This is a genomic window from Parachlamydia sp. AcF125 (assembly GCF_018342475.1).
Taxonomy (GTDB): domain Bacteria; phylum Chlamydiota; class Chlamydiia; order Chlamydiales; family Parachlamydiaceae; genus Parachlamydia.
In genome coordinates, this window is the sequence record NZ_JAEMUD010000002.1 from 454,572 (window position 1) to 480,755 (window position 26,184).

At 41.9% G+C, this 26,184-nt stretch carries 18 protein-coding genes and 1 tRNA gene; 9 read left to right on the forward strand and 10 right to left on the reverse strand.

The features are described from left to right. Positions 1-61: 61 nt before the first annotated feature. Both PARA125_RS05955 and PARA125_RS05960 read right to left on the reverse strand, forming a co-directional pair. A complete protein-coding gene (locus PARA125_RS05955; RefSeq protein WP_213157804.1) occupies positions 62-5,074 on the reverse strand; it encodes an ankyrin repeat domain-containing protein in 5,013 nt (1,670 codons plus the stop codon). Between the two features lie 89 nt (positions 5,075-5,163). After that, positions 5,164-7,458 (reverse strand): hypothetical protein, encoded by a 2,295-nt coding sequence (locus PARA125_RS05960; RefSeq protein WP_213157805.1) that lies wholly within the window; start codon positions 7,456-7,458, stop codon positions 5,164-5,166. A gap of 501 nt (positions 7,459-7,959) precedes the next feature. On the opposite strand from PARA125_RS05960, the gene PARA125_RS09975 reads away from it, so the two are divergent. The 5 genes from PARA125_RS09975 (at position 7,960) to PARA125_RS05980 (ending at position 10,558) form a co-directional block, all read left to right on the forward strand. Beyond that, positions 7,960-8,088: a hypothetical protein gene (locus PARA125_RS09975; protein ID WP_283248335.1), complete on the forward strand. Its 129-nt coding sequence runs from the start codon at positions 7,960-7,962 to the stop codon at positions 8,086-8,088. Positions 8,089-8,308: 220 nt separating this feature from the next. Continuing rightward, positions 8,309-8,383, forward strand: a tRNA-Pro gene (locus PARA125_RS05965). A 63-nt stretch (positions 8,384-8,446) separates the two neighbouring features. After that, positions 8,447-9,571: a prolipoprotein diacylglyceryl transferase gene (lgt, locus tag PARA125_RS05970; protein WP_213157806.1), complete on the forward strand. Its 1,125-nt coding sequence runs from the start codon at positions 8,447-8,449 to the stop codon at positions 9,569-9,571. Positions 9,572-9,666: 95 nt separating this feature from the next. Beyond that, positions 9,667-9,939: a 2Fe-2S iron-sulfur cluster-binding protein gene (locus PARA125_RS05975; RefSeq protein WP_213157807.1), complete on the forward strand. Its 273-nt coding sequence runs from the start codon at positions 9,667-9,669 to the stop codon at positions 9,937-9,939. 31 nt (positions 9,940-9,970) lie between these two features. After that, entirely contained in the window at positions 9,971-10,558 is a 588-nt protein-coding gene (locus PARA125_RS05980) for an iron-sulfur cluster assembly accessory protein (protein ID WP_213157808.1), read from the forward strand. Positions 10,559-10,647: 89 nt separating this feature from the next. Here the strand turns inward: PARA125_RS05980 and PARA125_RS05985 are convergent, their stop codons facing one another. The 5 genes from PARA125_RS05985 to PARA125_RS06005 all read right to left on the reverse strand — a co-directional run bounded on the left by PARA125_RS05985 (position 10,648) and on the right by PARA125_RS06005 (position 17,130). Further along, positions 10,648-10,938 carry a hypothetical protein gene (locus tag PARA125_RS05985; protein ID WP_213157809.1) on the reverse strand — a complete coding sequence of 97 codons (291 nt, stop codon included), beginning with the start codon at positions 10,936-10,938 and terminating at the stop codon, positions 10,648-10,650. Positions 10,939-11,113: 175 nt separating this feature from the next. Then, positions 11,114-11,665, reverse strand: coding sequence for a hypothetical protein (locus PARA125_RS05990; RefSeq protein WP_249274222.1), 552 nt, complete (start codon positions 11,663-11,665; stop codon positions 11,114-11,116). Positions 11,666-11,800: 135 nt separating this feature from the next. Beyond that, entirely contained in the window at positions 11,801-13,204 is a 1,404-nt protein-coding gene (lpdA, locus tag PARA125_RS05995) for a dihydrolipoyl dehydrogenase (protein ID WP_213157810.1), read from the reverse strand. A 1-nt stretch (position 13,205) separates the two neighbouring features. Next, positions 13,206-14,366 carry a 2-oxoglutarate dehydrogenase complex dihydrolipoyllysine-residue succinyltransferase gene (gene odhB, locus PARA125_RS06000; RefSeq protein WP_213157811.1) on the reverse strand — a complete coding sequence of 387 codons (1,161 nt, stop codon included), beginning with the start codon at positions 14,364-14,366 and terminating at the stop codon, positions 13,206-13,208. A gap of 19 nt (positions 14,367-14,385) precedes the next feature. Continuing rightward, positions 14,386-17,130: a 2-oxoglutarate dehydrogenase E1 component gene (locus PARA125_RS06005; protein ID WP_213157812.1), complete on the reverse strand. Its 2,745-nt coding sequence runs from the start codon at positions 17,128-17,130 to the stop codon at positions 14,386-14,388. Between the two features lie 184 nt (positions 17,131-17,314). On the opposite strand from PARA125_RS06005, the gene PARA125_RS06010 reads away from it, so the two are divergent. From PARA125_RS06010 to PARA125_RS06020, 3 genes are all read left to right on the forward strand, one after another. Next, complete coding sequence (locus PARA125_RS06010) at positions 17,315-17,971, forward strand: hypothetical protein (RefSeq protein ID WP_213157813.1); 657 nt, start codon at positions 17,315-17,317, stop codon at positions 17,969-17,971. Next, positions 17,968-20,595, forward strand: coding sequence for a hypothetical protein (locus PARA125_RS06015; RefSeq protein WP_249274223.1), 2,628 nt, complete (start codon positions 17,968-17,970; stop codon positions 20,593-20,595). The genes PARA125_RS06010 and PARA125_RS06015 overlap by 4 nt, the downstream gene beginning before the upstream one ends. Before the next feature lie 100 nt (positions 20,596-20,695). Next, the gene (locus tag PARA125_RS06020) at positions 20,696-21,439 is read left to right on the forward strand and encodes a hypothetical protein (protein WP_213157814.1); all 744 of its coding nucleotides are present in this window, start codon (positions 20,696-20,698) and stop codon (positions 21,437-21,439) included. Here PARA125_RS06020 and uvrC read toward each other — a convergent pair. From uvrC to rlmN, 3 genes are all read right to left on the reverse strand, one after another. Then, positions 21,414-23,264 carry an excinuclease ABC subunit UvrC gene (gene uvrC / locus PARA125_RS06025; RefSeq protein ID WP_213157815.1) on the reverse strand — a complete coding sequence of 617 codons (1,851 nt, stop codon included), beginning with the start codon at positions 23,262-23,264 and terminating at the stop codon, positions 21,414-21,416. The genes PARA125_RS06020 and uvrC overlap by 26 nt on opposite strands. A gap of 3 nt (positions 23,265-23,267) precedes the next feature. Next, complete coding sequence (locus PARA125_RS06030) at positions 23,268-23,726, reverse strand: hypothetical protein (protein ID WP_213157816.1); 459 nt, start codon at positions 23,724-23,726, stop codon at positions 23,268-23,270. A 64-nt stretch (positions 23,727-23,790) separates the two neighbouring features. Then, positions 23,791-24,843, reverse strand: coding sequence for a dual-specificity RNA methyltransferase RlmN (rlmN, locus tag PARA125_RS06035; RefSeq protein WP_213157817.1), 1,053 nt, complete (start codon positions 24,841-24,843; stop codon positions 23,791-23,793). Positions 24,844-25,523: 680 nt separating this feature from the next. On the opposite strand from rlmN, the gene PARA125_RS06040 reads away from it, so the two are divergent. Continuing rightward, positions 25,524-25,910 (forward strand): hypothetical protein, encoded by a 387-nt coding sequence (locus PARA125_RS06040; RefSeq protein WP_213157818.1) that lies wholly within the window; start codon positions 25,524-25,526, stop codon positions 25,908-25,910. Positions 25,911-26,184: the final 274 nt, after the last annotated feature.

A 26,184-nucleotide genomic window follows, 5' to 3' on the forward strand; every position in this document is an offset into this window, starting at 1 on the left:
TTTAGTGCTCTACAAGTAACGACAGCAATTCTTTTTGATAACAAATTCGATCTATAGGTCCTTAAGAGCTTCCGGCTGTGCCGAGGCTATCTAGTAGCTCCCGCCATACGGCAAGCTCCGTGGGTAGTTTTTTTCTTATTTCCTCGCAGTTCAGCATTAATTTATCCTTAGAGATATGGGTTGTTCTTTTATCAGAAATTTGAAGGTGCTGATTTTTAGCTGAAAAGCTATCCTCACTAAAGAAACAAACCTTAGCAATGACTTCGAGGTCCATTTTTAATAAAGCATTTTTATGGATTAATGCTAGAACATGATAAGCCGCATATCTCCTGGTAGAATTGCCTTCCTGAAGCATTTGGGCGAGAGCATCTAGCGTTTCCGTTGGAAGCTGACCGCCTTGCTGTGCCACTGCTGCTAGAACCTGGACAGCACACCTTTTGGCAGTAAAATCGCCCTCCTGGAGCATTTGGATGAGAGCATCTAGCGTTTCCTTTGGAAGCTGACCGCCTTGCTGTGCCACTGCTGCTAGAGCCTGGCCAGCATACCATTTGGCAGAATCATCGCCCTTCTGGAGCATTTGAAGGAGAGCCGGTAACGCTTCCTTAGGCAGCTGGACGCCTTGCTGTGCTCCTGCTGCTAGAACATGGGCAGCAGAGCTTTTGGCAGCAGGATCGCCCTCCTGGAGTATTTGGATGAGAGCCGGTAGCGTGTCCTTTGGAAGCTGATCGCCTTGCTGTGCCGCTGCTGCTAGAGCCTCGGCAGCATACCTTTTGGCAAAATCATCGCCCTCCTGGAGCATTTGAATGAGAGCCGGTAGCGTTTCCTTTGGAAGCTGATCGCCTTGCTGTGCCCCTTTCGCTAGAGCTTCGGCAGCGCACCTTTTGGCAGTAAGATTGCCTTCCTGGAGCATTTGGGTGAGAACCGCGAGCGCTTGCTGAGCAAGCTGACCGCCTTGCTGTACCACTGCTGCCAGAGCTTGGCCAGCATGCCTTTGGGTCGTAAAATCGCCCTCCTGGAGCATTTGAATGAGAGCCGATAGCGCTTCCTTAGGCAGCTGTGCGCCTTGCTGTGCCCCTGCTGTTAGAGCCTCGGCAGCATATATTTTGACAAAAAGGTCACCCTCCTGGAGCATTTGAATGAGAGCCGGTAGCACTTCCTTAGGCAGCTGTGCGCCTTGCTGTGCCCCTTCTACTAGAGCCTGGGCAGCACATCTTTTGGCAGCAGAATCGCCCTCTTGGAGCATGTGGATGAGAGCCGCTAGCGCTTCCTTAGGAAGCTGCCTGCCTTGCTGTGCCCCTGCTGCTAGAGCCTTGGCAGCAGAACTTTTGGCAGCAGAATCGCCCTCTTGGAGCATGTGGATGAGAGCCGCTAGCGCTTCCTTAGCAAGTTGGTCACCTTGCTGGGCCACCGCTGTTAGAACATTGGCAGCATGCCTTTTGGCAAAATCATCGCCCTCCTGGAGCATTTGGGTGAGAGCCGCTAGCGTTTCCTTAGCAAGCTGGCCGCCTTGCTGGGCCACTGCTGTTAGAGCCTGTGCAGCAGAACGTTTAGTAATAGAATCGACATCAGGATCCTTAAGAGTCTCAACAATCACTCTCACTATTTCTGGAGCTAACCTTTGCCCTGCTTCTAGGATTTGTAGCAAGTTCCTTAGTGTATTTTCCCTTGTCTGTGAGGCAGAAAATAATTCTCTGATAGCGCGAATTACTTTGAAATGATTAAGAATATTTTTATTCCTGAGCAACCGAGGGAAATCTAAACCTAGCAAGGAGAGATGTTTAATATAGTCTTTTACAAGCTCAATAAAGCCCTCATACTGCTTCACTATAGCAGGATTTTGGCATTCTTCAAAGCATTCTGCAATCAAGCTGAGTTCGCTCCTGACAGCTAAATCGTGAGGCGCAGAAAAAAGGTCATCAAAAAAGGACTTTAGCGCATCCGCATCCGCATAGCGCCGATTATTTGAGGCAGCCAGGGAAAGACACCCTGCGATCATGCGAAAAACTAAGCCATAGCGGGGTTCAAATTTATAGTCTCGCACAAAATTTTGGCATGCTTCTCTTTTTCCTTGGAGATACCGATTGGCAACTTTTGAAGCGGTTAGGAATTCTTGAAAAGTTAAGTGAATAAAATAACCTTTTTCTTCAGCTTCAGGGATGCGCACAAGTCCACAATCTGTAACATCATCCGATGTGATTGTGCCACCTCTAAAATTATCGATTTCTTCTTTTTTCAAATAAAGAGTATCATGTTTCATGGCAAAATAAGCCATTTTTTCAAAAACGGTAGCAATATTGAAGACTTCTGGATTATTTTGGCGAAGATCTTTTTCTGGAAGAATGCTCTTCTTGGTTTGTTTGGAAAGGCCTTGGTCAATTCTTCTCAGCATAAACCATTTATACATCCAATTAACTATCCGTTCATAAATAGAGGTCATGGTAATGGGTTGATCAGAATTAAAAAATTCAGGGTCTTCATTAAAGAGGCAACACAGCAGGGTTAAGTTAATGGGAATATGAGCAAGGCTTGAAACGTTAGGAGAGCTCTCTAATAGACGGTAAAGGTTTGCTTTTTTCTCTTCTGCTTGAACTTGTGCGAAAAATTTATCGATATAACAATCGACCCCTTTTTTATCAAAGCCTAGAAGCTCTAGCTCACAAGAGCGGTCAAAAGAACAGCTACCAGGTCTGGAGGTGATTAGAATATGGGGAAATAACTTTTTTAGCTTTTGAAAAGCTTTAGCAAGACTTGTATTGCCTTGCTCTTCTGCTGAAAGTTCATCATAACCATCCAACACAAGCAAGGTTTTTTCTCGGAAAGCGACATTGTTTATACAAGCCTCGATGACTTGACGATCGATTTTTCCTTCATATTCTTTAGCAATCAGATCAGCGGGAGTATAGCCCTGATTAGCGGGATACTTTTCTGGGGTAAAATTTCTTAAAGGAATCCAAAAAAGGCATGAAAAGAGGCCTTGCCACAAATCCTTTTTTGCCCAGTGATAAGCTATGTAATGGCATAAAGTGCTCTTGCCAATTCCAGCAGCCCCTTGGATATAAACCCTTTTAGCCTCTTTTTTTTCAAGGCTTGCATGTTTGAAAAGCTGTTCGATTTCGATATTTTTCTTAGGTTCGAAGATGGTTTCATGCGTGGGGATGCGAGCATCTTGTAAATACTCAGAAGGTTTATCCAATGCTTGGTCACGTGTTTTTCTTTCTTGATTCTCAATAATGCCTAGCCGCACATAAATTTCTTCTAAAGGCACTTTAAATTCCCACTCTTGGCTTGCTTTAATTTTAAAAATAGAGAGGGTTTCTTGGGAAAGGTAAAGGCCTTGAAGAGAGCCAATAAGAGTTTGTAAATTTATTTTTGCCTGAACTAAAGTCTGTATAATGGCCTCGTTTCCGCTCTTAAAAGCAAGTGCTAATGCCGTTTTTTTCTCCTGATTTAAGATCTCTAAGTCGGCTCCTTTTTTCACTAAGGCTTCACTAATTTTGCAATAATGCTCTCTTGCTTCAAGAGAAGCTATCCCTCCCGCAATGACAACTAGATGTAAGGGGGTATTTCCATCTTTATCTTGCTGATTAAGCTTAATTTGATGCGTAGGTTGGTTTAATAAGCATTGAACGCTCTTTTCATTTCCGTCGAGTGCCGCTAAATGTAAAGGTGAGCGCTCGTCGCTATTTTTAGCTTCCGCCCGAGTAGGATCGTATCCCACCAAAATGCGTACAATATCGACACAATCTGTCGGAGAGCGGCAAGCATGGTGCAGAGCATTATTTTGAGAGCTATCGAGTATTTTTAAATCGACTTTTAACTCAATCAGAAGGGAAAGTAGTGCGCTACAACCAGCGTAACAAATTCGATGAACCAAAAAGTCAGGGCTGTTTTTGAATTTTTGATTAGGATCCATCCTTTTTTCTGCAAGTAACCAATAAATGAGCTCAATATAGGCAGCGCGCTTTTCTGCATGCTCCTCTTTAGGCGATAAGGCTACGCTGTCAGCTCTTGGAAAAGCTGCCTCGGCAGCGATTTCCAGAAACGAACATTCTTGTTCTTCCTGTTGGGGCAGCCCATTGGCAGCTAGCTTTTTTGCGACATTGGGTAAACCATGCTTAAGAGCATTTATAAAGCATGTTTTAAGTGAGGGATTATCTAGCTGGAAAAAAGAAGGGTCTTTTTTGCTTAATAAAATGCAAGCGCATTTATCCTGCATCTTAAAATCTAGGTTTTCTTGCTCAAGCAGAGTTTCTAAAGGGGTAAGATGGAGTACATCTGGCAATTCAGTGTGCGCCCCGTAGTTAATAAGCTTGCACAAAATGGAAAAATATCCCTTATCAGCTGCTAAATGCAGAGCGGTGTACCCCTTCTCCCCTTGTGCGGCATTTAAAATTTGTGGGATATCTTTATGTTTAAGCAAAAGGTCGACAATTTCCTCTTGTCCATATTCAACAGCGGCATGCAGCACAGTCTTAGCGTATTGGCCATCCCCGGCTTTTTTGATATCTGCACCCTCTTTAAGTAGAAACTGCACAATAGGGATAGACCCCATCCTAATAGCTACATGCAAAGGCGTTTCTTTGATCACTCCTCCTGCTAAGGCGTTGAGGTGTGATTTTATATTTTGCCTTTCAGCAAAGAGATAGATAAAAACACTAAGATTTTCCTGAGCTGCAAAATAATGAAGTAAGTTTTCTCCCTCTTTTAAGCTATTCTCTACTTTGTCCAGGTATTCGTTGAGGGCCTGTCGATCAAATTTATATTCTTGTATGTCAAGGTTGCAATATAATTCATACGCTGTGGCCAGATAAAAGCCCCCATGCAGGGAGGCTTCTTCATTTTCTTCTCTTAAAAGTTTATGCCCTTGTGCAATTAAATCTTTTATGCAACAGGAGCACTTCAATTGCAGCAAATCTCTTAACCGCTTGCTAAGCTCTGCGCCTGATAGCCTAGGGGTGGGCGTCCCATGCTGGTGCACAATAGCGAAAGAGTGCACATTCATCCGAGCATTTTGACTTAACTGAGGCTTGACAAACACAGCCTGGGGATGGGCAAGCCCAGGCTGTGTTGCCAAATCGGGATAAAGCACCTTAAATGGCCCTTTAAGGCTGTGTTCGCAACGAGCAAACTCAAGAGAGCTCTGACCTAATAGGTCACTTAGTCCTAGCTTTTTTTTTCGGCGGCATTTTGGTTTTTTTCTTGAATTGCCCTAACGGCTAGCTCTCGCACCATCTCTTCCGACTGACCTGCAAAAAAGAAGGATAGGGAATTACCCAGCTGAACCCCATTGCTTGCCCATATTTCTTTCGCCGCGGCCATGCTTGTTGCATTTCCCTCTAGGCGGCGGTTTATATCTGTAAACCTCCCTGCTCCACCTGTAGAAGCTTCTCTGTTGCTAGGTTCTGGAGCCTCAGGAATGGGGAGAGGCTTAGGAGCAGCAAGAGGAGCCGAAGATTCTCTCTCTTTCTCTTCTTCTGTTTTATTTAACAAAGGGATGCGTGGATTTTGCCCCCATAGATACCCTTTTTTATCTAATCTAGAAGCACACACCAAGCCGATTAATTTAGCGCTAATGGATAAATAAAGCTTTTTTTCTCGTTCAAAATATTGTTGTTTTTCGCCTTCATTAGAAAAAGGACGTAATTGTTGGATTAATTCAAGTGTCTTTCTAGGCTTCTCAGCATCTATAATTGTGCTGTTTAATTTAACGTGCTGAATGATTTTGGCTTGGCTATTTAGAAGTTCTAATTCTTCTTTTTGCAAAGTGGGATAGGCATTGTGCCTTACCTGTTCAGATTTAAGGTAGGTGAATTCAGGTAAATTCTTTCCCTTTCTACCTTTGGCTAAAGATTGGATGATCCTATCCTCAAAGCTCGCATTACGCCCACTGAAAACGAGGTTAAAAAGCCTTTGTCCATACTTGGCTGTATAATAAGCCACCTCTTCAGCGGAATAATTTTTATGCATTAGTTCTTTAGTATGCAAAAGCTTAAAGCCCACTTGCTGTAGAGCTGAGCCCAGTAGTGTTTGCTGTGAAATAGGCTTTTCTTCACCACTTTGCCCATTCACCACATGATACACAGCCGAACGACACACATACGCTTCATTGGCATATGTGCTGGCTAAGATTTGATGAAGATGGTAGTCTGTTTGCAACCGAGCGATGTTTTGAATGTTTTCACGCAGGGAATTTTGCAACTCCTTGCATTTATTTTCTAATAAAGCGCATCTCTTTTTCTTTTTTTCGATCAGTTCTTGAGTATCTTTATCTTTACTACTATGATTTAAATCTTTTAAAGCAGCTAATTCCTCATCTAATGCTTGCTTTGTTGACTCTAATTCATCTATTAAAGGTTCTTTATCTCTCTTTAAAGCTAGAATGTATCCACGGCAGGTTGTAGATTTTTCTAGATGCTCCACATAAAGTCTATTGAGGGCCGCAACTGTAACATCTTGCTCGCGCACCGGCAGAGGATCGAATCGCCTTAGCTCTTGAATTTTAGCATTAAGGGCTGCTAAATGGTGGAGATGTAAGCTTTCTACCCCTTGAAAAATAGTGTCATAGTCCTTTTGACAGAGTGAGATGTGGGCTTCTAGGCCATCTTCAGGCAATTCCGCGCGTAAAATTTTGTTTAGTTTTTTCTGAGCTATTTCCTTAAATGCTTGCCAATCTTCTTCTTCCAAGCTGTAACGCAAAGAAAATAAACTTGCTGTTATTTCCTGTACGTGTTTTTTATATTTAAATTCTTTAAAGATATTGGTAAATTCTTCCTCAGAAAAAAGCCTTTTGCCTTGAATTAAGGGATTATTTTCTTCGTCGTGCAAGAACTTGGGGTAGGTTTCTCGATCTTTTGTTATCGTATCCATATAAGCATTAGAGTCTCGCTGAGAAGAAGAGGTCATCTCAAATAACTCTTCCGAGATGCTATAAAAACCATCGATGACAGCGTTGGTGATCCGCCCTTCAAAATCGAGCCCTTGCGTTTTAACTCTTGCTTCTGCACGCTCAAAAAAAGAACTTTCCCCCGCAAATGTGGTATGAATAGAGGTGTCTATATCGGAGGTTAATTTGCGACTTCCCGGAGCTTTAATCTCAATTTTGCACTCTTGCGCCTTTTCTAAACCTGTCGGCACCCGAGCAGTTTTCTGAGTGACTATAAATTGGTACCATTTCGCCGTAAAGGTATAGCCACCATCGGCTGTTTTTGCCACCTTGCCTGCTATTTCAGCAGCTAAATTAAAATGAGCGGCGGAAAATATTCTTAAAATTGCTTCTCGGTAGCTGGCATAATCGACTACATCGCGGTCTTCTATGTATTTTTGCATCTGCTGTGCAGCTTGCCCTTGAGTTCCATCTAGACGCACAGACGTTACATATGTTCTTTTAAGAGACTCCCAATCGGTATCTCCTAAATTTTTAAACCGTTGGATCGCAGGAAAATCTTGTGAAATAATCATAAAAAACCCTTGGGTTAATATTATTCTGGCGATAGAAAAGTTCGCTCTAAATGCTTAAAAAGCCATTTTTGCTTCATTTCTATTTTCTGATTCATCTACAAACAAAAACTAATTAAAATTTTAGTTTCATGCAAGTTTTTTTGCATGTTCAGAAGTTGATAGGATTAAAAAAAGTGTTTACAAAAATTTCCGAAACTAAACGTTTTAGCTTGTCAATCTTTCTGTATGAATAACTATCAGTCATTTGCTAGATAGGCCGCATAGCAAGATAAAAAAACTGCATAAGCCTCGTTTAGGTGGTGAACTAAGTGATCCTTCCTCTTATATTCTCCTTCCTATACCTGTTAAAAGGCCTACAAAATTGAGTGGTAAAGCTCTTAAGCAAGCTAAAATAATTAATTTTCGCCAATTCCAACTTAGTAGTTTATAGAAATTGCTTATGTAGAGTAGCTAAAACAAGCCCCTTTTTTTATCCTATCTCCCTGCAGGAGGGAGTATGGAATGTTTAAAGAGTATTTTTTAATAACAAAACGGCAGCAAAACGATGAAAGAATGATGCCTCTAACGAATGTGCTTCTCTTTGCTGAGCGATATCCTAACAATGTGTTAGGCTTTCAAAGTGTTTGGTGAAACTTAAGCTTAAGAAGATCAGTCTGAGTTAAAACCTATTCAGAAGTATTCTTCTATAGGCTTTATTTGAGCTTTTTTTTAGAATTTATATGCCATTGAAGCTAACCCAAGAAGTGAGAGATCTTTGGCCCACTTTCATCTTTTTTTTCATCGCGATTGAATTTTCTACTTTGGGAAAAAATGGCTCTTTGCTATAGTTTTGCTTTTCAGTTTATTGCCACGGAGTATAGCGCAGTTTGGCTAGCGCGGCTGCTTTGGGAGCAGTAGGTCGGGGGTTCAAATCCCTCTACTCCGATCATTTACGAGCCTTCTTTAGGCTCGCTTTTGCCTCTCCACTTCTTAACATTGGAAGCATTCCATGCATGCAATTGTATCCTTGGGATGGTTTTACTGGGACCCATCTAGAGAAATCTTTCGCCTTCCGATTATTGATCGGCCATTAGGTTGGTACGGGGCTTGCTTCGTCTTAGGCTTTATTCTTGGCTATTTTGTCATCCTTCCCCTCTTTAGGCGCAAGCTTCTCGGCACAAAAGTTTTGCTGGAAAGGGATATTCTCAATTGGGCCTTATTGGCTAAAGATTTTAAGGCTGCTCAAAGCAGCCCTGATCCATGGATGCGCTCACTCTATCAAAAGCTAAGCCCTGAAACAAAAAAGCAGCTAACCCAGTGGCAATCTATGCAAGAGCCCGATTCGCTCCTTAAAACAGCGCTTTTGCAGGCCTTAAATGAAGGCAAAGGGCCCCGGTCTCGCGCCGATTTAGAAACCTTATTTCCTCAAACTATCGCCCCTGTTAAACAACTTTGCACCGCTTTAGCCGATCAAATCACCTGGTTTGTCACCGTAGGCACCGTGGTAGGAGCTAGGTTGGGGGAAATTTTTTTCTACGATTGGCCTCATTATCGAGATCATCCTCTCGATATGTTCAAAATTTGGGAAGGAGGATTGGCTAGCCACGGAGGGGTGATCGGCATTTTAATCGCCCTATTTCTTTTTCATCGCTCCATTCAAAAAAAGTTTCCGGAGCTTTCTATCCTTACTCTTTTTGATTGTCTATGTATTCCGGCTTGTTTGGGCGCTTTTTGGATTCGGATTGGCAATTTTTTCAATCAAGAGATTATCGGCACCTACACAAACGTCCCTTGGGCGGTCGTTTTTGGCCACCCTATTTACGGACAACCCGGAATTCCCCGCCATCCCGTGCAACTTTACGAGGCTTTTTCTTATTTAGGGATTTTTATTTTTCTCTACGCCTTGTGGAGGTGGGAAAAGTTAAAACTGGCAGAAGGAGTTTTAGCTGGGTTATTTTTCATTCTAAGCTTTTCCGCCCGTTTCTTGTTAGAGTTTTTTAAACTCCCCATGAGTTATATGGTCGATGAATCCTTTTTACAAATGGGGCAATATTTAAGTATTCCGTTTGTGTTACTAGGATTGTTTTTAGTTTTTTATTCACATAAAAAACAAAAACAATTACAAATATCTTAGTCTTAAGACTTGCGGTTGTCATTTTTGTTGTTTTTTAATTTTTTGTTCGTTATATTTTGACATTTGATCCTTTTAGTATGGAGTTTAAGGAAAACATGTCAAAATCAAAGTTAATATTTGATCATAACAACGAAGAAATTGAACTTGAAAATGGCTCTCCTCTTGCCGAAGTATGTGAGGAAGCCGGCGTACCTTTTGCCTGCACGGAAGGTGTCTGCGGAACGTGCGTGATCGTCATCAAAGAAGGGAAAGAAAACCTTACGGATCCTACCCAGGAAGAAGAAGATTTTCTTGGGGAAGGCACGACAGATGAAAGGCTTGCATGCCAATGCAAAATCAAAGGTGGATGCGTACGTATTTCATTCTAATCTCAAATCCATTAAAACTTAAGGATCAACTATGTCAGAAGCAAAAGAAGTAGCAGAAAAAGTTGTCATTCATAAACATATGACGATTAAAGATATCCTCTCTCTTTTCCCTCATAAAGCGCAACGCCTTTCACAAGAGATCACAAATGCGGGCTTAAATTGTGTTGGATGCCATGCCGCTGTATGGGAAACTTTGGAAGCTGGAATGTTAAGCCACCGGATGAATGAAGCGGATATTGACCGTCTCGTCCAAAGATTAAACGCCCTTCTTGAGGAAGAAGAAGCGGATGCCACCACCATTACTTTAACACCCCGCGCTGCAGAAAAATACAAAAGCATTCTGGCTGAAGAAGGGAAAGAGGGATGGGGCATTCGTTTTGCTGAAAAATTTGGTGGATGCAATGGCTTTGAATATGTGCTTGATTATTCGGAAAAAGCGCTTCCTTCCGATCGTGTATTTGTTTCCTGCGACGTTGAAATTCATGTAGATGACTGTATTGCCGATCATATGCTCGGATCAGTCATTGATTATGTCGATGGATTGCACAGCTCTGGCTTTAAAGTTTCCAATCCACACGTTCGCTCTTCTTGCGGATGTGGCCACTCTCACGGCTATTAACCTTTTTGGGCAGTCTATATGGCTGCCCTTTCCATCTTGAGGGTATTTTGGCCAACGAGAGGCCTTGAAAAAAGCGCTTTCTTGGCCGGCTAGCCTCCCATATTTTTTATGCCAGAGCAATCCTTATCTCCCTCTGCGGATGGGGGCGCAGACAAAGCGGGCAATTCTTTCCATAAACCATAGTCCCCCCTCAAAAGTTTTCTCTTATTCCGCCAAACAGTTCCTGTGACTGTATCCACAAGGTACACTTCGGTTCCGTAATCTGGATTATAAACGGTACTGATTTGATAGCGCCCCACTTGAGTGGGCAACTTCTCCTTTGCATACAAGCTTGCCGCCAAGGAAAAAAAGGTTAAAAATAAAAGTATTTTTTTAAGCATATCTCTTGAAAAAAGTTAAGTTTGCTAAAACGGATGTTAGCATGTTCTCCCAAGTCCGTAAAGTTTCTTGTATGAAAGCTATGCCCTTATTCTTGCTTACACACCCTCTCTTTAAAAAAGAACGGATTTAAATAGAGGGAAATACCAGACTTACAAATCACCGGAAAGAATAAAATCACTCTTCTCGCTCGATTTGCGATGCTTGCGCGATTTCAGCCCTTAAGGCTTTTTTGTAGGCTTTTTCTCCAGAATCTGGAATACACGCAACCCCATGAAGATTAGGTCCCCTGCTATTCCATAGGGATACTTCACGTTTAGTCACATGGTTAATACCCAGCCAGGTGGGAAAAGTTTCCCCCTCCTTTTTTCTCCAGTTGATGCCAGGCCTTAATTCTTCCACCTTTTCTGCAACCTTATTAAACTCATACCTCAATTGATGGCTGTGCCGCTGAGAGACTTTTTGCCTAAATGCTGGGTCATCAGCGACTTTTCTATTAAACTCAGCGGGGTCATCGCATGTATTTACCGCTCCTCGAGTGCTAAGCTTTTTTACAATTTTCTCAAAGACTCGTTTTTTAGCAGCAATCACGCTTTCTTTAATTAACGAAAGGTCGTGAGCTTTTAGCTCCCCTTTTTGGATAAATTCTTCAGGAATTTCAGGCTCAGCTAGAACTGAAGCGGCTGTAGTTAAATAAAAAGGGGGCATTTGTTGAGGAAGGTTTATCATTTAGATTTAGCTTGAGTGGATTATTTGAAAAATAAAAACGCATTTTAGTTAAAGCTCTCGTTTTTTTAAACCGAATAATGATGGACTGATAAGCTGGAATTTTGAGCATTCCAGCCTTCCCGACAATTTTTTGGTCTAAAAATGGATGGCATGTCCCAAAGCATTGAGAGCTGCTTCTTTGATCGCTTCGCTGAGTGTGGGATGGGGATGAGAGGCATAGGCCATATCAGACAGAGTGGCTTTTTTTTCTAAGGCAATCACCCCTTCTCCAATCATTTCAGAGGCATTGGGGCCTATGATATGCAAACCAATTAGGCGCCCCGTCTTTGCTTCTCCAATAATTTTAACCATTCCGTCAGTATCCCCTATCGATCTTGCGCGAGAATTTGCTTTAAAAAGGCAGCTGCCGATTTGCACTTTTAATTGGGCATCTTTAGCTTCTTGCTCAGTTAACCCCACTGACGCAACTTCTGGATGGGTATAGATCACATTTGGAATTGCCATGTAGTTCACCTGGGGATGTAAACCAGCGAGTTTTTCCACCACGGCAATTCCTTCTTCAGATGCGCGATGCGCTAACATCGCTCCCTCTACCAAATCTCCAATCGCATAGACTGAAGCACAATGCGTTTGTAAATCTTGATTGACTTCCACAAATCCTCTAGGAGACACTTGAATCCCTACTTCCTGCAATCCTAAGCCCTTACTGTAGGGACGGCGTCCAACCGCTACCAGTACATGCTCGGCTTCAAATGTTAGATTTTTTCCTTCCTGTTCAACTTGGACACGTACTTGCTCTTTACCAATCTCAGCACCTGTCACGTTAGCGCTTAAATAAAACTCAAGCCCTTGTTTTTTTAAAGTTTGCCATAAAGCTTTACGGATGGCTTGATCCATCATAGGGCAAATATGATCGAGCCTTTCCACAACTTTCACCTGGGAACCAAGGCGCGCATAAACTGAGGCCAATTCCACCCCAATCACTCCAGCTCCCACTACAACCAATTTTTTAGGGATTTTTGGCAAGCTGAGGGCTCCTGTGGAAGAGAGGACAATTTTCTCATCAAAAGGAAGAAACGGTAAAGCAATCGGTTCTGAGCCAGTTGCCAAGACAATGTATTTCGCCTGGATCTTTTGCACATGTCCGTCTTTTTTCACTTCGATTGCATGAGGAGAAAGCAAACGCGCTGTGCCAGCTATCCTTTCCACCTTATTTTTTTTGAAAAGTCCCGCTACGCCTTGCACAAATCCACTCACAACCTCTTGCTTTCGCTTCATCATTTGAGGAAATTCCACATGCAAATTTGAAACTTCAATTCCATGGGTCTTAGCATCTTTTTGCAAGAAATGGTACATCTCAGAAGAATAGAGTAAGGCTTTAGAGGGGATGCAGCCTACATTTAAGCACGTTCCACCTAAAGTTGGCTCTTTTTCAATGCAAGCGGTTTTAAAACCTAACTGTGCGGCTCGAATGGCTGCCACATACCCGCCAGGCCCACTTCCAATCACCACAATATCAAAGGAAAGAGTGCTAGTCATGTTATACCTCAATTAATAATCTTGAGGGATCTTCTAAGGCATTTTTAACATGCACTAAAAAGGAGACAGCTTCTTTGCCATCGACAATGCGATGATCATAGCTTAGAGCCACATACATCATGGGGCGAATCACAATTTGATCCTCCATGACAACGGCCCTTTTTTCTATTTTATGCATCCCTAAAATCCCACTTTGAGGAGGATTAAGGATAGGCGTTGAAAGAAGAGAGCCATAAATTCCCCCATTGGTAATGGTGAAACCGCCTCCTTGTAAATCATCCATCGCTAATCTCCCCTCTCGGGCTTTTTTGGCATAATTTTCGATCTCTTTTTCAATTTCTGCAAAAGAGAGCTGCTCACAATTACGCAAGACGGGCACGATTAACCCCCGATCGGTACCCACTGCGATGCCGATATCAAAATATTCCCTATGCACAATTTCATCTTTGTCAATATAGGAATTCAGTTCGGGAACTGCGCGTAAAGCCGACACCACCGCCTTTACAAAAAAAGACATGAGTCCTAATTTGACCCCATGTTTTTTCTGAAAAAAGTCTCTATATTTCTCTCTTACGGCCATAATGGCAGAACAGTCAACCTCATTAAAGGTGGTTAACATAGCAGTCGCCTGCTGCGCTTCCACTAATCGATTGGCGATCACTTTTCGGATTTGGGTCATTTTGCGCCGAGTTTCGCGCTCGTTTGTTTTTCTGGGAGGGGTAGCCTCTTCAGGTGAAAGTGCTGGGGCGTGCAGCTTTTCTACAGGCAAAGGGGATGGAAAATCGTTTTGGTCAACATTTCCTATCTCTGCTAAAAAAGCCTCTTTGCCATACCGAATTCCTTGCGAAGGGGGAAAAGGCCCTCGCGATTTTGACTTTTTTTCCTCTACCGTTTCTCGCTTAGGCATTGGAGCTGCGCTTTGTTTAGCTTCTGCATCGACAAATCCTACGACTTGTCCAATTTTTACTGTGTCGCCTGGTTTAACTTGCAAAGTCAAAATCCCAGAAGCTTTTGCGTAAAGCACTTGGTTCACTTTATCTGTTTCTAGTTCCAGAACTTCATCATCCACTTGAACTGTAGAACCAGATGGCTTAATCAAGGTTCCAACAATTGCTTCAGTAATCGATTCTCCCATAGGGGGAACTTTAATTTCCTCTTTCATTTTTGCATACGCCTTTATTTTACTGTGCCTTCTTTCCAAAGATGGCCTGAATGATCTCGGCCTGTTCCTGTTTATGCAAAGCAAATGATCCAGCAGCAGGGGAAGCTTTGCAAACCCTTCCTATATACTCTAATTCGTGAGTAGAAGGAAGGATTTCTCGCAATTTTGGTCGAATAAAATTCCAAGCCCCCATATTGCTAGGCTCTTCTTGCACCCACGCACAACGATTGAACCCCTTGTATTTTTCTAAAATTTCTTTCAATTTTTTCCCGTTTAGAGGATATAGCTGTTCGATTCGAATAATCGCTATCTCCTCTATCCCCTGTTTTTTTCTCTCTTCATCTAAATCATAATAAATTCGCCCGCTACATAAGAGGAGCGTTTTCACTTTTTTGGGGGAATGGGGGTCGTCGTGAATCTCTTGGAAAGATCCCTGAACAAAATCTGGGAGGGGATTTTGGCAGGCAGGATGGCGTAAAAGCCCTTTGGGAGTAAAAACAACTAGCGGTTTCCTAGAAGCCAGCAATGTTTGCCTGCGCAATAAGTGGAAAAATTGAGCGGGCGTCGTAGGATTCACAATTTGCATATTGCCATCGCCTGCAAGCGTTAAAAATCTTTCTAATCGCCCTGAAGAATGCTCTGGGCCTTGTCCTTCAAATCCATGGGGTAAAAACATCACCAATCCCACTTTTTGTCCCCATTTTTCTTCAGCTGTGGAGATATATTGGTCGATCACAATTTGGGCCCCATTGGCAAAATCCCCAAATTGAGCTTCCCAAATCACCAAAGCTTTTGGGTTGCCAATGCTATACCCATACTCAAAGCCTAAAACAGCATATTCGGAAAGAGGGGAATTAAAAATATCAAATCTCCCCTGGCCGTCTTTCACATGTTGCAAAGGAAAGTAAAGTTGGTTGTTTTGCTGATCGACCCACATCGCATGGCGATGGCTAAACGTCCCCCGGCATACGTCCTGTCCAGAAATTCTCACGCTCACCCCCTCCCACAAAAGAGAGGCATAAGCTAAGGTTTCAGCCATTCCCCAATCTACAGGCTTTTGCCCCATTCCCATTTGGCGCCTCTCTCGAATAAGAGCTTCTAATTTCCGATGAAGGGCAAAATGGGGGGGAATGGTACACAGTTTGTCTGTCACTTCCATTAAAATATTTTGCGAAATCCCTGTAGGATAAGCCATAAAAAGCTGTTCTGCCTCCTGCGCTTTAACAGTTTTAGTTTTGGGAAAATCCATTTTAGCCTCTTGCAAAGCTTTTTGCAAAGAGGCTTTAAACTCGAGCTCCAAAGCTTCAGCCATATGTTTTTCCAAGAGCCCTTGTTGAATCAAAGTATCGCGGTAGATTTCTCGAATAGGTTTTTTTTGCTTAATTAGCCGGTACTGGTCTGGTTGCGTATAAGCAGGCTCGTCGGCTTCGTTATGCCCAAATTTCCGATAACAATTTAGCTCGATGAAAACATCGCAATGGTATTTTTGACGCAGCTGCACAGCTAAATTAACAGCATGTACGCACCCTTCTGGGTCCTCTGCATTGACGTGAAAAACGGGCGCGCGAAAGGTGCGCGCAATATCTGTGCAGTAGGGGGTCGAGCGCGAATCGCTTGGCAGGGTGGTAAAACCAATTTGGTTATTGATGACAATATGAAGGGTTCCTCCTGTTGAATATCCTGGCAATCGGTGCATCTGCATGGTTTCATAGCAAACGCCTTGCCCAGCTATCGCCGCGTCTCCATGGACTAAAAGGGGAAGTATTTTTTTCTTCGTTTGATCATTCGCTAAGACTTGGCGGGCATACACCTCCCCTTCTACCACTGCATCCACAGATTCTAGATGGCTTGGATTAGGGGGCATCTCCAAGCGTACTTTCTGCCCTGAAGCTGTCATAACATGCGCTGAGAATCCCTGGTGATATTTGACATCCCCACTTCCTTCAAAAGAGCCTGGAATATAGCCTTCCTCAAATTCAGAAAAAATATCCGCATAAGACTTGTCTAAAATGTTGCTGAGAACATTTAAGCGTCCTCGATGGGACATCCCCAAAACAAACTCCTCTATTCCCTCTTGGCTCCCCTTTTCGATAAGCGCCTTTAAAATAGGAATAAGGGTTTCACCCCCCTCCAACGAAAATCTTTTTTGGCCTGCATATTTTGTATGTAAAAATCGCTCAAATAGCTCAGACTTATTTAAATGCTGCAAAATCGAACGTTTTTGCTCAAAAGAAAGCTCTATTTTAAATCGGCTAGATTCGATTTGATCCTGCAACCATTTTTCCATCTCGGGATTTTCTAATCCCCTATACTCGATCCCGATTTTATCGCAGTAAATCTCGCGCAAGCAAGCAATCAATTCTTGCAAAGTAGCTGTTGCCTCTTTTAAAAGCCCGCAGGTGGGAAAACGGACATTTAATTCCTCGTTAGTAAAACCTAAAGTTTTGAGGTTGAGTTGCCAAGGTTCTTCTATGGGAGCTGTAGCAATGGGATTCACTCTTGCAAGATAGTGCCCATATGTCCGGTAGGCTTCCATTAAATGCCAAATACGCCTACTATCCCTATCCGGATGATCAATGGGCTTTTGTTCGATCACTGTGGGGTGGAAGAGATCCCCTTTTGCTTCTCCAGCTTTTGCCTGTTCAAATAGAGGACGCCAGGATGAATCAATACTTTGAGGATCGTTTTGAAATTTTACGTACATCTCATCGATCAAAGCTAAATTTGCAAAAGCTGCTTGCATTAAAGTCTCGTAGGACATCATCTTCCAAAACCTTTGTGTAGACCATCACTCAAGCGATGTATTAAAAAAATAAGGAGAGAAAAAAGGGAACCCCTGATGAGCGCTTTTTACCACACCGCCCTAATTTTTGTTTAACGCAGAAAAAATTTATTTGGAAGAATAAGGAGAATGATTAAAATAGGTAGCTTAATTATAGGAAAAATTCATGCTTTCTCGATTGATTTTCATCCTGTTATGCTTTTTTATGGAAGGATGCAATACAGCCCCCTCTTCTCCACCTTGGCTTGCTCAAGAAATTAACGGGCGTGAAGAAGGAACACCTCCTGCTCGCTTTCCTGTTTACCAAGCGAAAGTTCCCCCTTCTTGGATTAGAAAAGATCCCCTGTTTTCCCAATCTCTTCAAGATAGCACTTTGCCTATTTGCGAGTTTTTTATTCGAAAAGATGCGGAGGAAATCCGCATTGCCATCCATAGCTTTCCCGCTGAAACCCTGGATAGGCGAATTGCCCCTATGGCGCAAATTGTCCGGTGGAAAAAGCAATTCGAACAGCTCAATCCTTTACAGCAGCATACCCAGTCACAGTCTTGGGGAGGATTTGTGGGGCTTTATTTTGAAGGATCGGGCCTCATGAAAGGGCAGCAAGTCAAAATGTTAGGGTGGAGCATGCAGCTGGCAAGAGAGCATTTTCTAACTATTCAGCAAAAAGACTTGCTTTCGTCAGAGTCCTATTTTAGGCAAGCTGTAGGAGATTATACGATCAAAGCTTTAGGTCCTAAAGAGCTTGTTGAGCAACATCAAGAAGAAATTGAAGCCTTTGCACATAGTTTTGAACTGATTAGAGAGCTACCTGAACAATCATGAGATCGCTCAAAAGTTTTTACCACTTTTTAGGAAGCATTCAATTTGCAGTTACTCTTATTGCTTTAGCAGCTTGCTTTATGGTTGTGGGAACATGGATTGAGTCCTTAACAGATTCTCATCGCTCTGCCGTGCAGTTTATTTACCATAACCCTTTCTTTAAAATTTTATTAATAGCTTTTTTTGTGAATATTTTGGTTTCCGCTCTCCGCCGTTGGCCATTTAGATGGAAGCATACCCCTTTTTTACTGACCCATCTTGGCTTGCTTATGATTATAGCGGGAGTATTTGTTAAAAATATTTACGGCGTGCAAGGCTCTTTAGAAATTCGGGAAGGAAGTGGTAGCCATCATTTTTTTTCGGTTGAAAATCCCATTGTAAGTTTAGAGAAAAAAGGTTTCTTAGAAAAAGAAATTTACCCTCTTAAAACCTCTAACTGGGGCAAACTGGAACTCCTTCCTCCAGAATCCAAAATTTGGCCCGATATCCAGATAGAGCTCGTCAGCTATGCCCCCCATTCGGCTGAAAAAATCGATACATGGATTCATCAAAATGAAGGTCGAATAGCTGGCTTAAGATCTTTTCCCGTCCATACTTGGGAAGGAAATGAGGGCTCCCTCCCTTATAGCTGCCAAGCTAAGCTTCATCATTCAGGCTCTTCCCCTTGGCGCATTTACGCTTTCCGCACTGCGCATGTGGAAAAACTGGCCAAAGAGCTGTTCCTTCAAACCGCAGAAATTGCCATTAGCGATACCAAAAACGACCAACTACTTTGCCATATGCCTTTAAGAGAAGCTCTGACTGAGTCCATTACATGGAAAGAAGGAAATGGTACCGTTGCATTAGATTTCGATTTTTCCACATTCACAGGATTTAATCAACCGTGTGTGAGGATGGAAGGTTTTTACAAACAAGCTTTTAAAATAAAAACACAACTAATTGGGAAACAAGCACTTGTTAATCAAAACGATTTAGTTTTGCAAATGGGCAAAGCTCCAATCGCTTTAGATTTAGTCTGTTCTCCCAGTTTAACATTTATTGAAAACGAGGATGGAGATGTTTATTTACTGGCATTTGACTCAAACGGTGAAGTTTATTCTCAACATTTTAAAAACGGCGCTTTAGATAAAATTAGGGTTTACGATCAAGGGTTCGGCGGTTATTGGGCCACCGCCACTATCCCTTTCTCAAACTTGCCAAATACGCGCAAAGAGAGAGAGGCAGCTAGGCTTCATCACTTAGCCATTCAACTGCGACAAACGCTCCGCCCTAACTCTACTCTGCCGCCACCTGTACAGCTATTCGCAGACGCTTGCCAAAAAGGTCAGCAAGATTTTGTTTCTTCCCTTTTATTATTTTTACATGAATGGGATAAACAAGGAGGCTGGGTTATGCCTTTTTCTGCGAGTTTGCCAAATAAACTTACCTTACTACTTGAATCCTTAGAGTGGAAGACATTATCGCCTATCGACTTTAAAGCTTGCTACTGGCTTGCTTTGCTCTCGCAAGAAATGGAGGCTAAATTTTGGGCGGGGGAAGATCTTTCCTTTTTTTTAAAAGAAAAAGGATGGCCCTATCCCATTCCTCCCTTAACTGAAAAACAGTTTTCAGCATTTATGGCAGATTTTACTCAACAGGTTTATGCACTTTCAGCTGATTTACCTCCGCTGGATAGCCGCACTTTGCCAACTCCCCTTTCAGCTGCTGCCCTACTTTCTGCTTATTTTCGCCTCTATTCTCTGCATCTCAGCCATTTTCAAGCTGTTCAAAATCAAGAGCTTGCCGAAATATGCCAAAGTTACTTTGCCTCGCAATTTTTGGAAGCTCAATTACAAGAAATTTTGCACACTTCTAAGGGTTATTTCGAGTTGGTTGAGACTCTTCCAGAAAATGCGCAAGTGTGGCTCGCTTTGCAAAATGCTTGTCACAGCCTTGTCCCCTTTTTTTTTAAAAAAGGAAGTGAAGATAAACTCACAAAGGAAGAGATGCTGCAATTAATTGCTCTCACCTTGCCTCTTCCGATTTGTGAAACAGCTTATCCTGGCGAGAAAATTCAAGCTGATCTTGCGACTTCTTCTCCTATCACCCTAGAATGCCCTTTGTCCTATAGCTATCAACCTTTGCCAACTTTAGAAAAACTGGAAGCTAATATGCCTCTTCTTAAACTGAATATTAAGAGAGGAACAGAAGAGGAAACTCACGCGCTCTCCTTTAAAGCCTATGGAACTTATTTGCGGCAGCCTATTTTAGGGGGAGAATATAGGATTGGCTTCCAAGCTAAAACCGAAGAAATCCCTTACCATTTGCGCCTAAAAAATGCCCGCCAAATTCCCTACGCGCAATCTCCCCAAGCCTATAATTATGAATGCGATCTAGTGGTAATGGATCAAAAAAAAGGAACCCAGATAGAAACAACCTTGAGTATGAATTGCGTTTACGAAACCTGGGACGGGTACCGGTTTTACTTAGCAAACATGACACCGGCTACAGAGATCTCCGCTAAAAAAGTGCAGGTTGTGGTGAATTATGATCCCGCCAAATCTCTCTTAACTTATCCCGGAGCCGCACTCCTTTCTCTCGGAATTTTTCTTTTATTTTGGGCATCTTCCTCCCAAAAGAAAAAATAAAAGGTTGTTTTTATTTTTAAAAAAAATAATTACAATTTAATTGATTCTAAATATTTTTTTAAATAAAATGAAATAAAAGAAAGCTTTATTAGAGGGCAAAATGGCTAACCTCCCCCCTGATAAATTCATTTATCAAATTTTTGAAGCTCAACGGCAACAATCCACTAAGCCTTCTTCTTTTGTTTCGAAGCTCTTTTCTAAACTTAAGCGAAAAATTTTTAGCGAGAAAAACAAAAATCCTTTACAAGGAAGAATTCAAGAGCTCCATTGGGATAGCGAGCAAATTCGGGAAGAATTAGAAAAAATTAAAGCAGGGGTAGATGCAGATTTACAACCTCTCGTTTTTGAAGTCATCAATCCCATGCTTCGCAGTATCCAACATCTAAACCATATCGCCCAAAATCCTCCAACTGTAGGGGTCATTCAAGAAAAAACCGTTCAACGCTACATCAAATGGATAGACCAAGCCAAGGTATGGGTGCAGCTTTATACAAAAGCGAAAGATAAAGAGGAAGTTTTAAAAGCCGTTGTTGACCATATTGTGTTGGTTTCTAATCAAACGATTGATCGCGACCTGCAGATTTTAAACGAATATAAAATTCAAGCAATCGAGCTCTTAGAGGAGTCAGCTGAGAAAAAAGAGGACTTAAGAAAAATTTTATACGGCCAAATTACTCCCTTTTTAGACAATCTGGCGCAACTCAAGTATGCTGCTTATCCCCAATTTCAAAATTTAAAAGAAATGAGTGACTGGAAAGCCCAGATAGATAGCCTAAGGCAAGAAAATTTCAACCATGCCTTACAGGTGATTGACACCTTTATTGAGCGTCATCGCCATGCTTAGTTTCCATTTTTAAAAACTGGCGAAGCTGCTCAATATTATGAGGGGTAATTCCTTTAACTTTTTTGAACTCCTCATCGGAAGCTTCCTTCATTTTTTTTACGCTTCCAAAATGCTTCAAGAGCGCTCTTTTTTTTGTCGGCCCTATACCCGGAACATCATCAAGCGCACTCTTAATGGTCCGTTTTTGCATCCGCTTGCGGTGAAACTTAATCACAAATCGGTGGGCTTCATCGCGGATTTGCTGCACCATAAAAAGAACAGGGGAAGTGACTTTGAGAATTAAAGGATCTTTTACATTTGGCAAGAAAACTTGCTCCGAAGTCAATCCCCTATCATGGCGCCCTTGCTCCTTTGCAATCCCAATCACGTTAACAGAAACAATGTCCAATTCAGCCAATACTTTGAGAGCAAGATTTAAATGCCCTTTTCCGCCATCCACAATCAACAAATCGGGCAGAGTATTTTCATCTTTAGCTTTTCCATAACGGCGCGAAAGGACTTCTCGCATCGCTCCATAGTCATCCGCAGGCCCCACTTGTTTAAGCTTATAAGTCCGATAATTTTTTGGATCCTTTTTTCCTTCCGAAAAAGCGATCACTGTAGAAACGTGTTCTGTGCCCGCAATATGGGAGTTATCAATGCACTCAATTTTTTTGGGATAATTTGTTAGATGAAATTGCTCTTGCATAGCGAGGAGGATATTCTCGCGCAAGGTTTGCTCATCCTTTTCTTTTTTGAAAGAAGCTTCCGCATTTGCTTGAGCCATTTCAATTAAGACGCTCTTACTTCCACGCTTGGGAGAATAGATCTGTGTTTTTCTTGCTCGATTCTCCGATAAAAGCTCTGTTAAGGAGGCTTCATCCTCTATTTCAATGGGAAGCAAAATTTCATGTGGTAGAAAGTCTTTATCCTGGTAGTGCTGAAGCATGAAAGAAGTCAATAACTCTGCATCATCTTCTGCAATTTTAGTGAAATTAAAGCTTTGAGAAGCCGTTAACCGCCCCTCTCTAAATTGGAGTTGACACAGCATCACATCTTCGCCTTGTCGATAAACCCCTAAGGCGTCCGCATCTTTGCCAGACACACTATCGACATATTGGGGCTCAACCGTTTTTTCTATGTACCGGATCGTGTCTAATATCTTGGCCGCTTTTTCAAACTCTAACTTTTCTGCATAAGTTTCCATCTCCTTATACATTTCTTGCACGATTTCTTTATTTTGGCCCCGTAAAAATTTAATCGTTCGATTAACTTGCACCTGGTATTCCTCTTGAGAGCATTTTAGAACACAAGGGGCAATGCAACGTTTCATATCATACAGAATACAAGGGCGGCTTCTACGGGAAAATTCGGCATCCGAGCATTGCCGAAGAGGGAACAATCGGTGAAGAAGATCAAGGGTACGACGCGCTGCCCCCGCATGCGCATACGGTCCAAAATAGACCCCCTCTGCTTTTGGCTTGCCGCGATAACGTTCCAAGCTGAGGAGAGGCCAGGGATGTTTAACATTTATCTTTAAAGCCACGTAACTTTTATCATCTTTTAATAAAGCATTGTACTTAGGTTTATGCTTTTTAATTAAATGGCTTTCTAATAAAAGAGCTTCTTTTTCAGAGTTGACGCTAATCGTTTCAATCGTTTCAACTTGGGGAATTAAAAAAGGGATCATTTCCCGTCCATCGCCGCTGGACACGAAATACTGTTTAAGGCGGAGGCGGAGATTCTTGGCTTTGCCAACATATAAAACCAGCCCTCCGTGATTTTTCATCAAATACACGCCCGGATGAGTGGGGTAAAGAGCTAACGTTTTGGGATCAAAAGGCATATATCAGGCTTGGGGATTTATCCGATTTAGATCGACTTGTCTAATTTTATCCAAACGCTTTATAAAGCTATCCTGATCTTTTTGTTGATGAGCTTTTTTCATGCGCTCTATCCAAGCCTCTTTTTTAGCTTTGCGCGCTTGACGAAGAGATTTTTCTTGACGTTTTTTTTGTGTCACCTCTTCTTCAAATGCACGCTCCCGTTTGGTATGCTCTTTATAAGCTTTGGCGGATAAGCGAGAAACAAACAAGTCATTAACCGTTTTGCTATTGCCCAGTGATTTAATTTGCAGCTGCTTTTTTAGCACAGAGGGGTCTGCTTTTTTCTCTTCGGGAATAGGTGCGTCTTCTGCTTTTGAAGATGACCCTAATTGCTCCTCTTCTGATGGGGGAAAAGGATAAGATTGATCATAAAATTGACGAAATGCATCTCCTCCTGCTGGAGAATTTAAATTTGTTTCCACTTCTTTCTCCTTATAGAGCTGACTTCCGGTTAAGCTATCTTTATTATACTAAATAATTCAATAGTTAAGCAATTTTTTCTTTTTCAAGCTCTTGCAAAGCAAGCTGGCCACAGGCAGCCGCAATATCTTCCCCTTTTGTATATCGGCAAGTATTGACAATTTTTGCTCCAAAAAGGACGGCGCGGAATTGTTTAATAGCTTTTTTATCGGGCCTGCGCAATCGCAGCCCAGGAACCGGGTTATAAGGGATAAGATTTACGCTGAATTGATTTTTTCCGTGCAGAAGATGGGTTAACTCAAAGGCGTGATCGGGATGGTCATTGATGCCAGCAATCAAAGTATATTCAAAAGTAATATCCCGCTTGGTAAGCTCTGCATATTCCTCCATCGCCTCCATAATAGCTTCTAATGGATATTTTCGGGCATAAGGAATAATTTTTTGCCGAATATGCTGATTAGGGGCATGTAAGGACAACACCAAGCTTACTTTAAGCCCCTCTCGACTAAGACGTTTAATTCCTTCCACAATTCCCACTGTTGAAACGGTAATACGTCTTTGAGAAAGATTCAAAAGATCCGGATTGCTCAATAAGCGAATAGATTTAACCACAGAGTCGTAATTTTTGAGCGGTTCACCCATTCCCATATAAACGACATGGGAGACCCGCTCCCCTTTTTCTTTGAGCCATCGATTAATTAAAAAAACTTGTTCGACAATTTCATGCGGACGTAAATTTCGGAAAAAGCCTTGTTTTCCGGACGCACAAAAGGCACATTTTGCAGGGCATCCCACTTGCGAAGACACGCACACCGTTCGCCTATCTCGGGAGCAAATTAGCACTGACTCGACCAGTTTGTTATCTTTTAAGCGCCATAAAAATTTATAGGTTTCTAAATCTGCGGAAGGTTTGACGTGCACCAGCTGTAAATGAGAGAGTGAAATATGCGACTGAAGGAGCTTTTTTAGCTCAGAGCTCATATTGGTCATTTCCCCCCACTCCATAATCCCCTTGCCATAAACCCAATCCATTAATTGTTTGGCGTGAAACGGTTTTTGTTCGAGAGAAATCAATAAACTTTTGAGTTCTTCCTCTGTCATTTCAAAAAACTGATGCATATTTAAACTCTCTTAACAAATTTTTACATCGACAACTAAATGTAAAAATATTATCTTATCTCAACATATTTTTCAACGGAGATCCCGAAATTTCCCTCGTTTTAGTAGCTTTAAGCAAAACTAAAAATTTTGTTTTTTTCTTGTCGCTTATTTGCTGCTTAGATATTGTGCATGCATAAGAAAATAATGGAGTTGTGGCCTTCACGTGGGAGTAGATTCTAAAAACTTGCCTAATAAACAAATCTTTATTTTTTGGCACAAGCCTTGGGCTTTGAATAGCGGGGAAGATGTCAATGCGCCTCTTTCAAAACACCTTTTTAGATTTCATAGAGTTTGCTCGAGATTTTTTTGGCTGGATGTTTGAGATCTGCTAACAGAGTAGGTTTCAAAGCAAGCCAAAAAAACTTTGAGGGAAACAAGAAAGATAAAACCAAGCGGCTTTGAAAGGGGCTACTATTATTAACATTTAGCAAATTAAAAATGCATCCTTAAAAAAATGCACCTGGCAGATAAGGGAAAATTCGGCAAAAATTTGACAAGCTTGCGGAAAACCTTTTGTATCCATATAATTTGTTGTCGATTGTTATAGTGGTTGTTTTACTCAAAAGCAAGGGGATGCGATTGCCCCAGAAATATAAACTGAAACGATAAGTAACTAATATTGTACACAGGAGTGTCTTATGCTAAAAAAAACTTTTTTAATCACCATGCTTTCAATTTTCGCCGCAAGCGGAAGTTATGCTGAAGAAGCTAAGCAAGAAGAAGAAGGCCAAAAATTTTCTACAGCTGTTTACCACCAGGACGAGGAGGAAGAGCATACCGATAAGTTAGCTACTCTCCAAGAGGAAGAAGAAAAAGAAGACCAGCTCGCGGCAAATGAAGGCGAAGAAGAAGAAGAAAATCAGCTTGCTGCTAACGAAGAAGAAGAAAAAGAAGAAAACGTATTAGCAAAATGCTCTTGTGGGAAAACAAAAGATGAAGAAAAGGAAGATGAGCTGCTAGCTTTCAATCCTTACAGCGATGACGATGAAGATGACGATGACGACGATGAGGACCTAGTAGTTTAATCGAGCTTAGCCAAATTTAGATGGCAGCTTATGGCCTGCCATCTTTTTTGCATTCCATAAAAGCCACTTTCACCTATCTCGCAATCACGACTTCACAAAATGAAAAAACCTTTTTGCTTAATAACCAGCGTGAAGTGGCTACATCAAGCTTCCGATAGAAAAGTTTTCATCTTATCTTAAAAAAGACTTGCCTCCTACGATGTAAGAATCCAGGCAAAACATCCCCCTCCCAAGCTCTGCGGAACCGAGACGGTTTAAACAAACATTTAAGCAA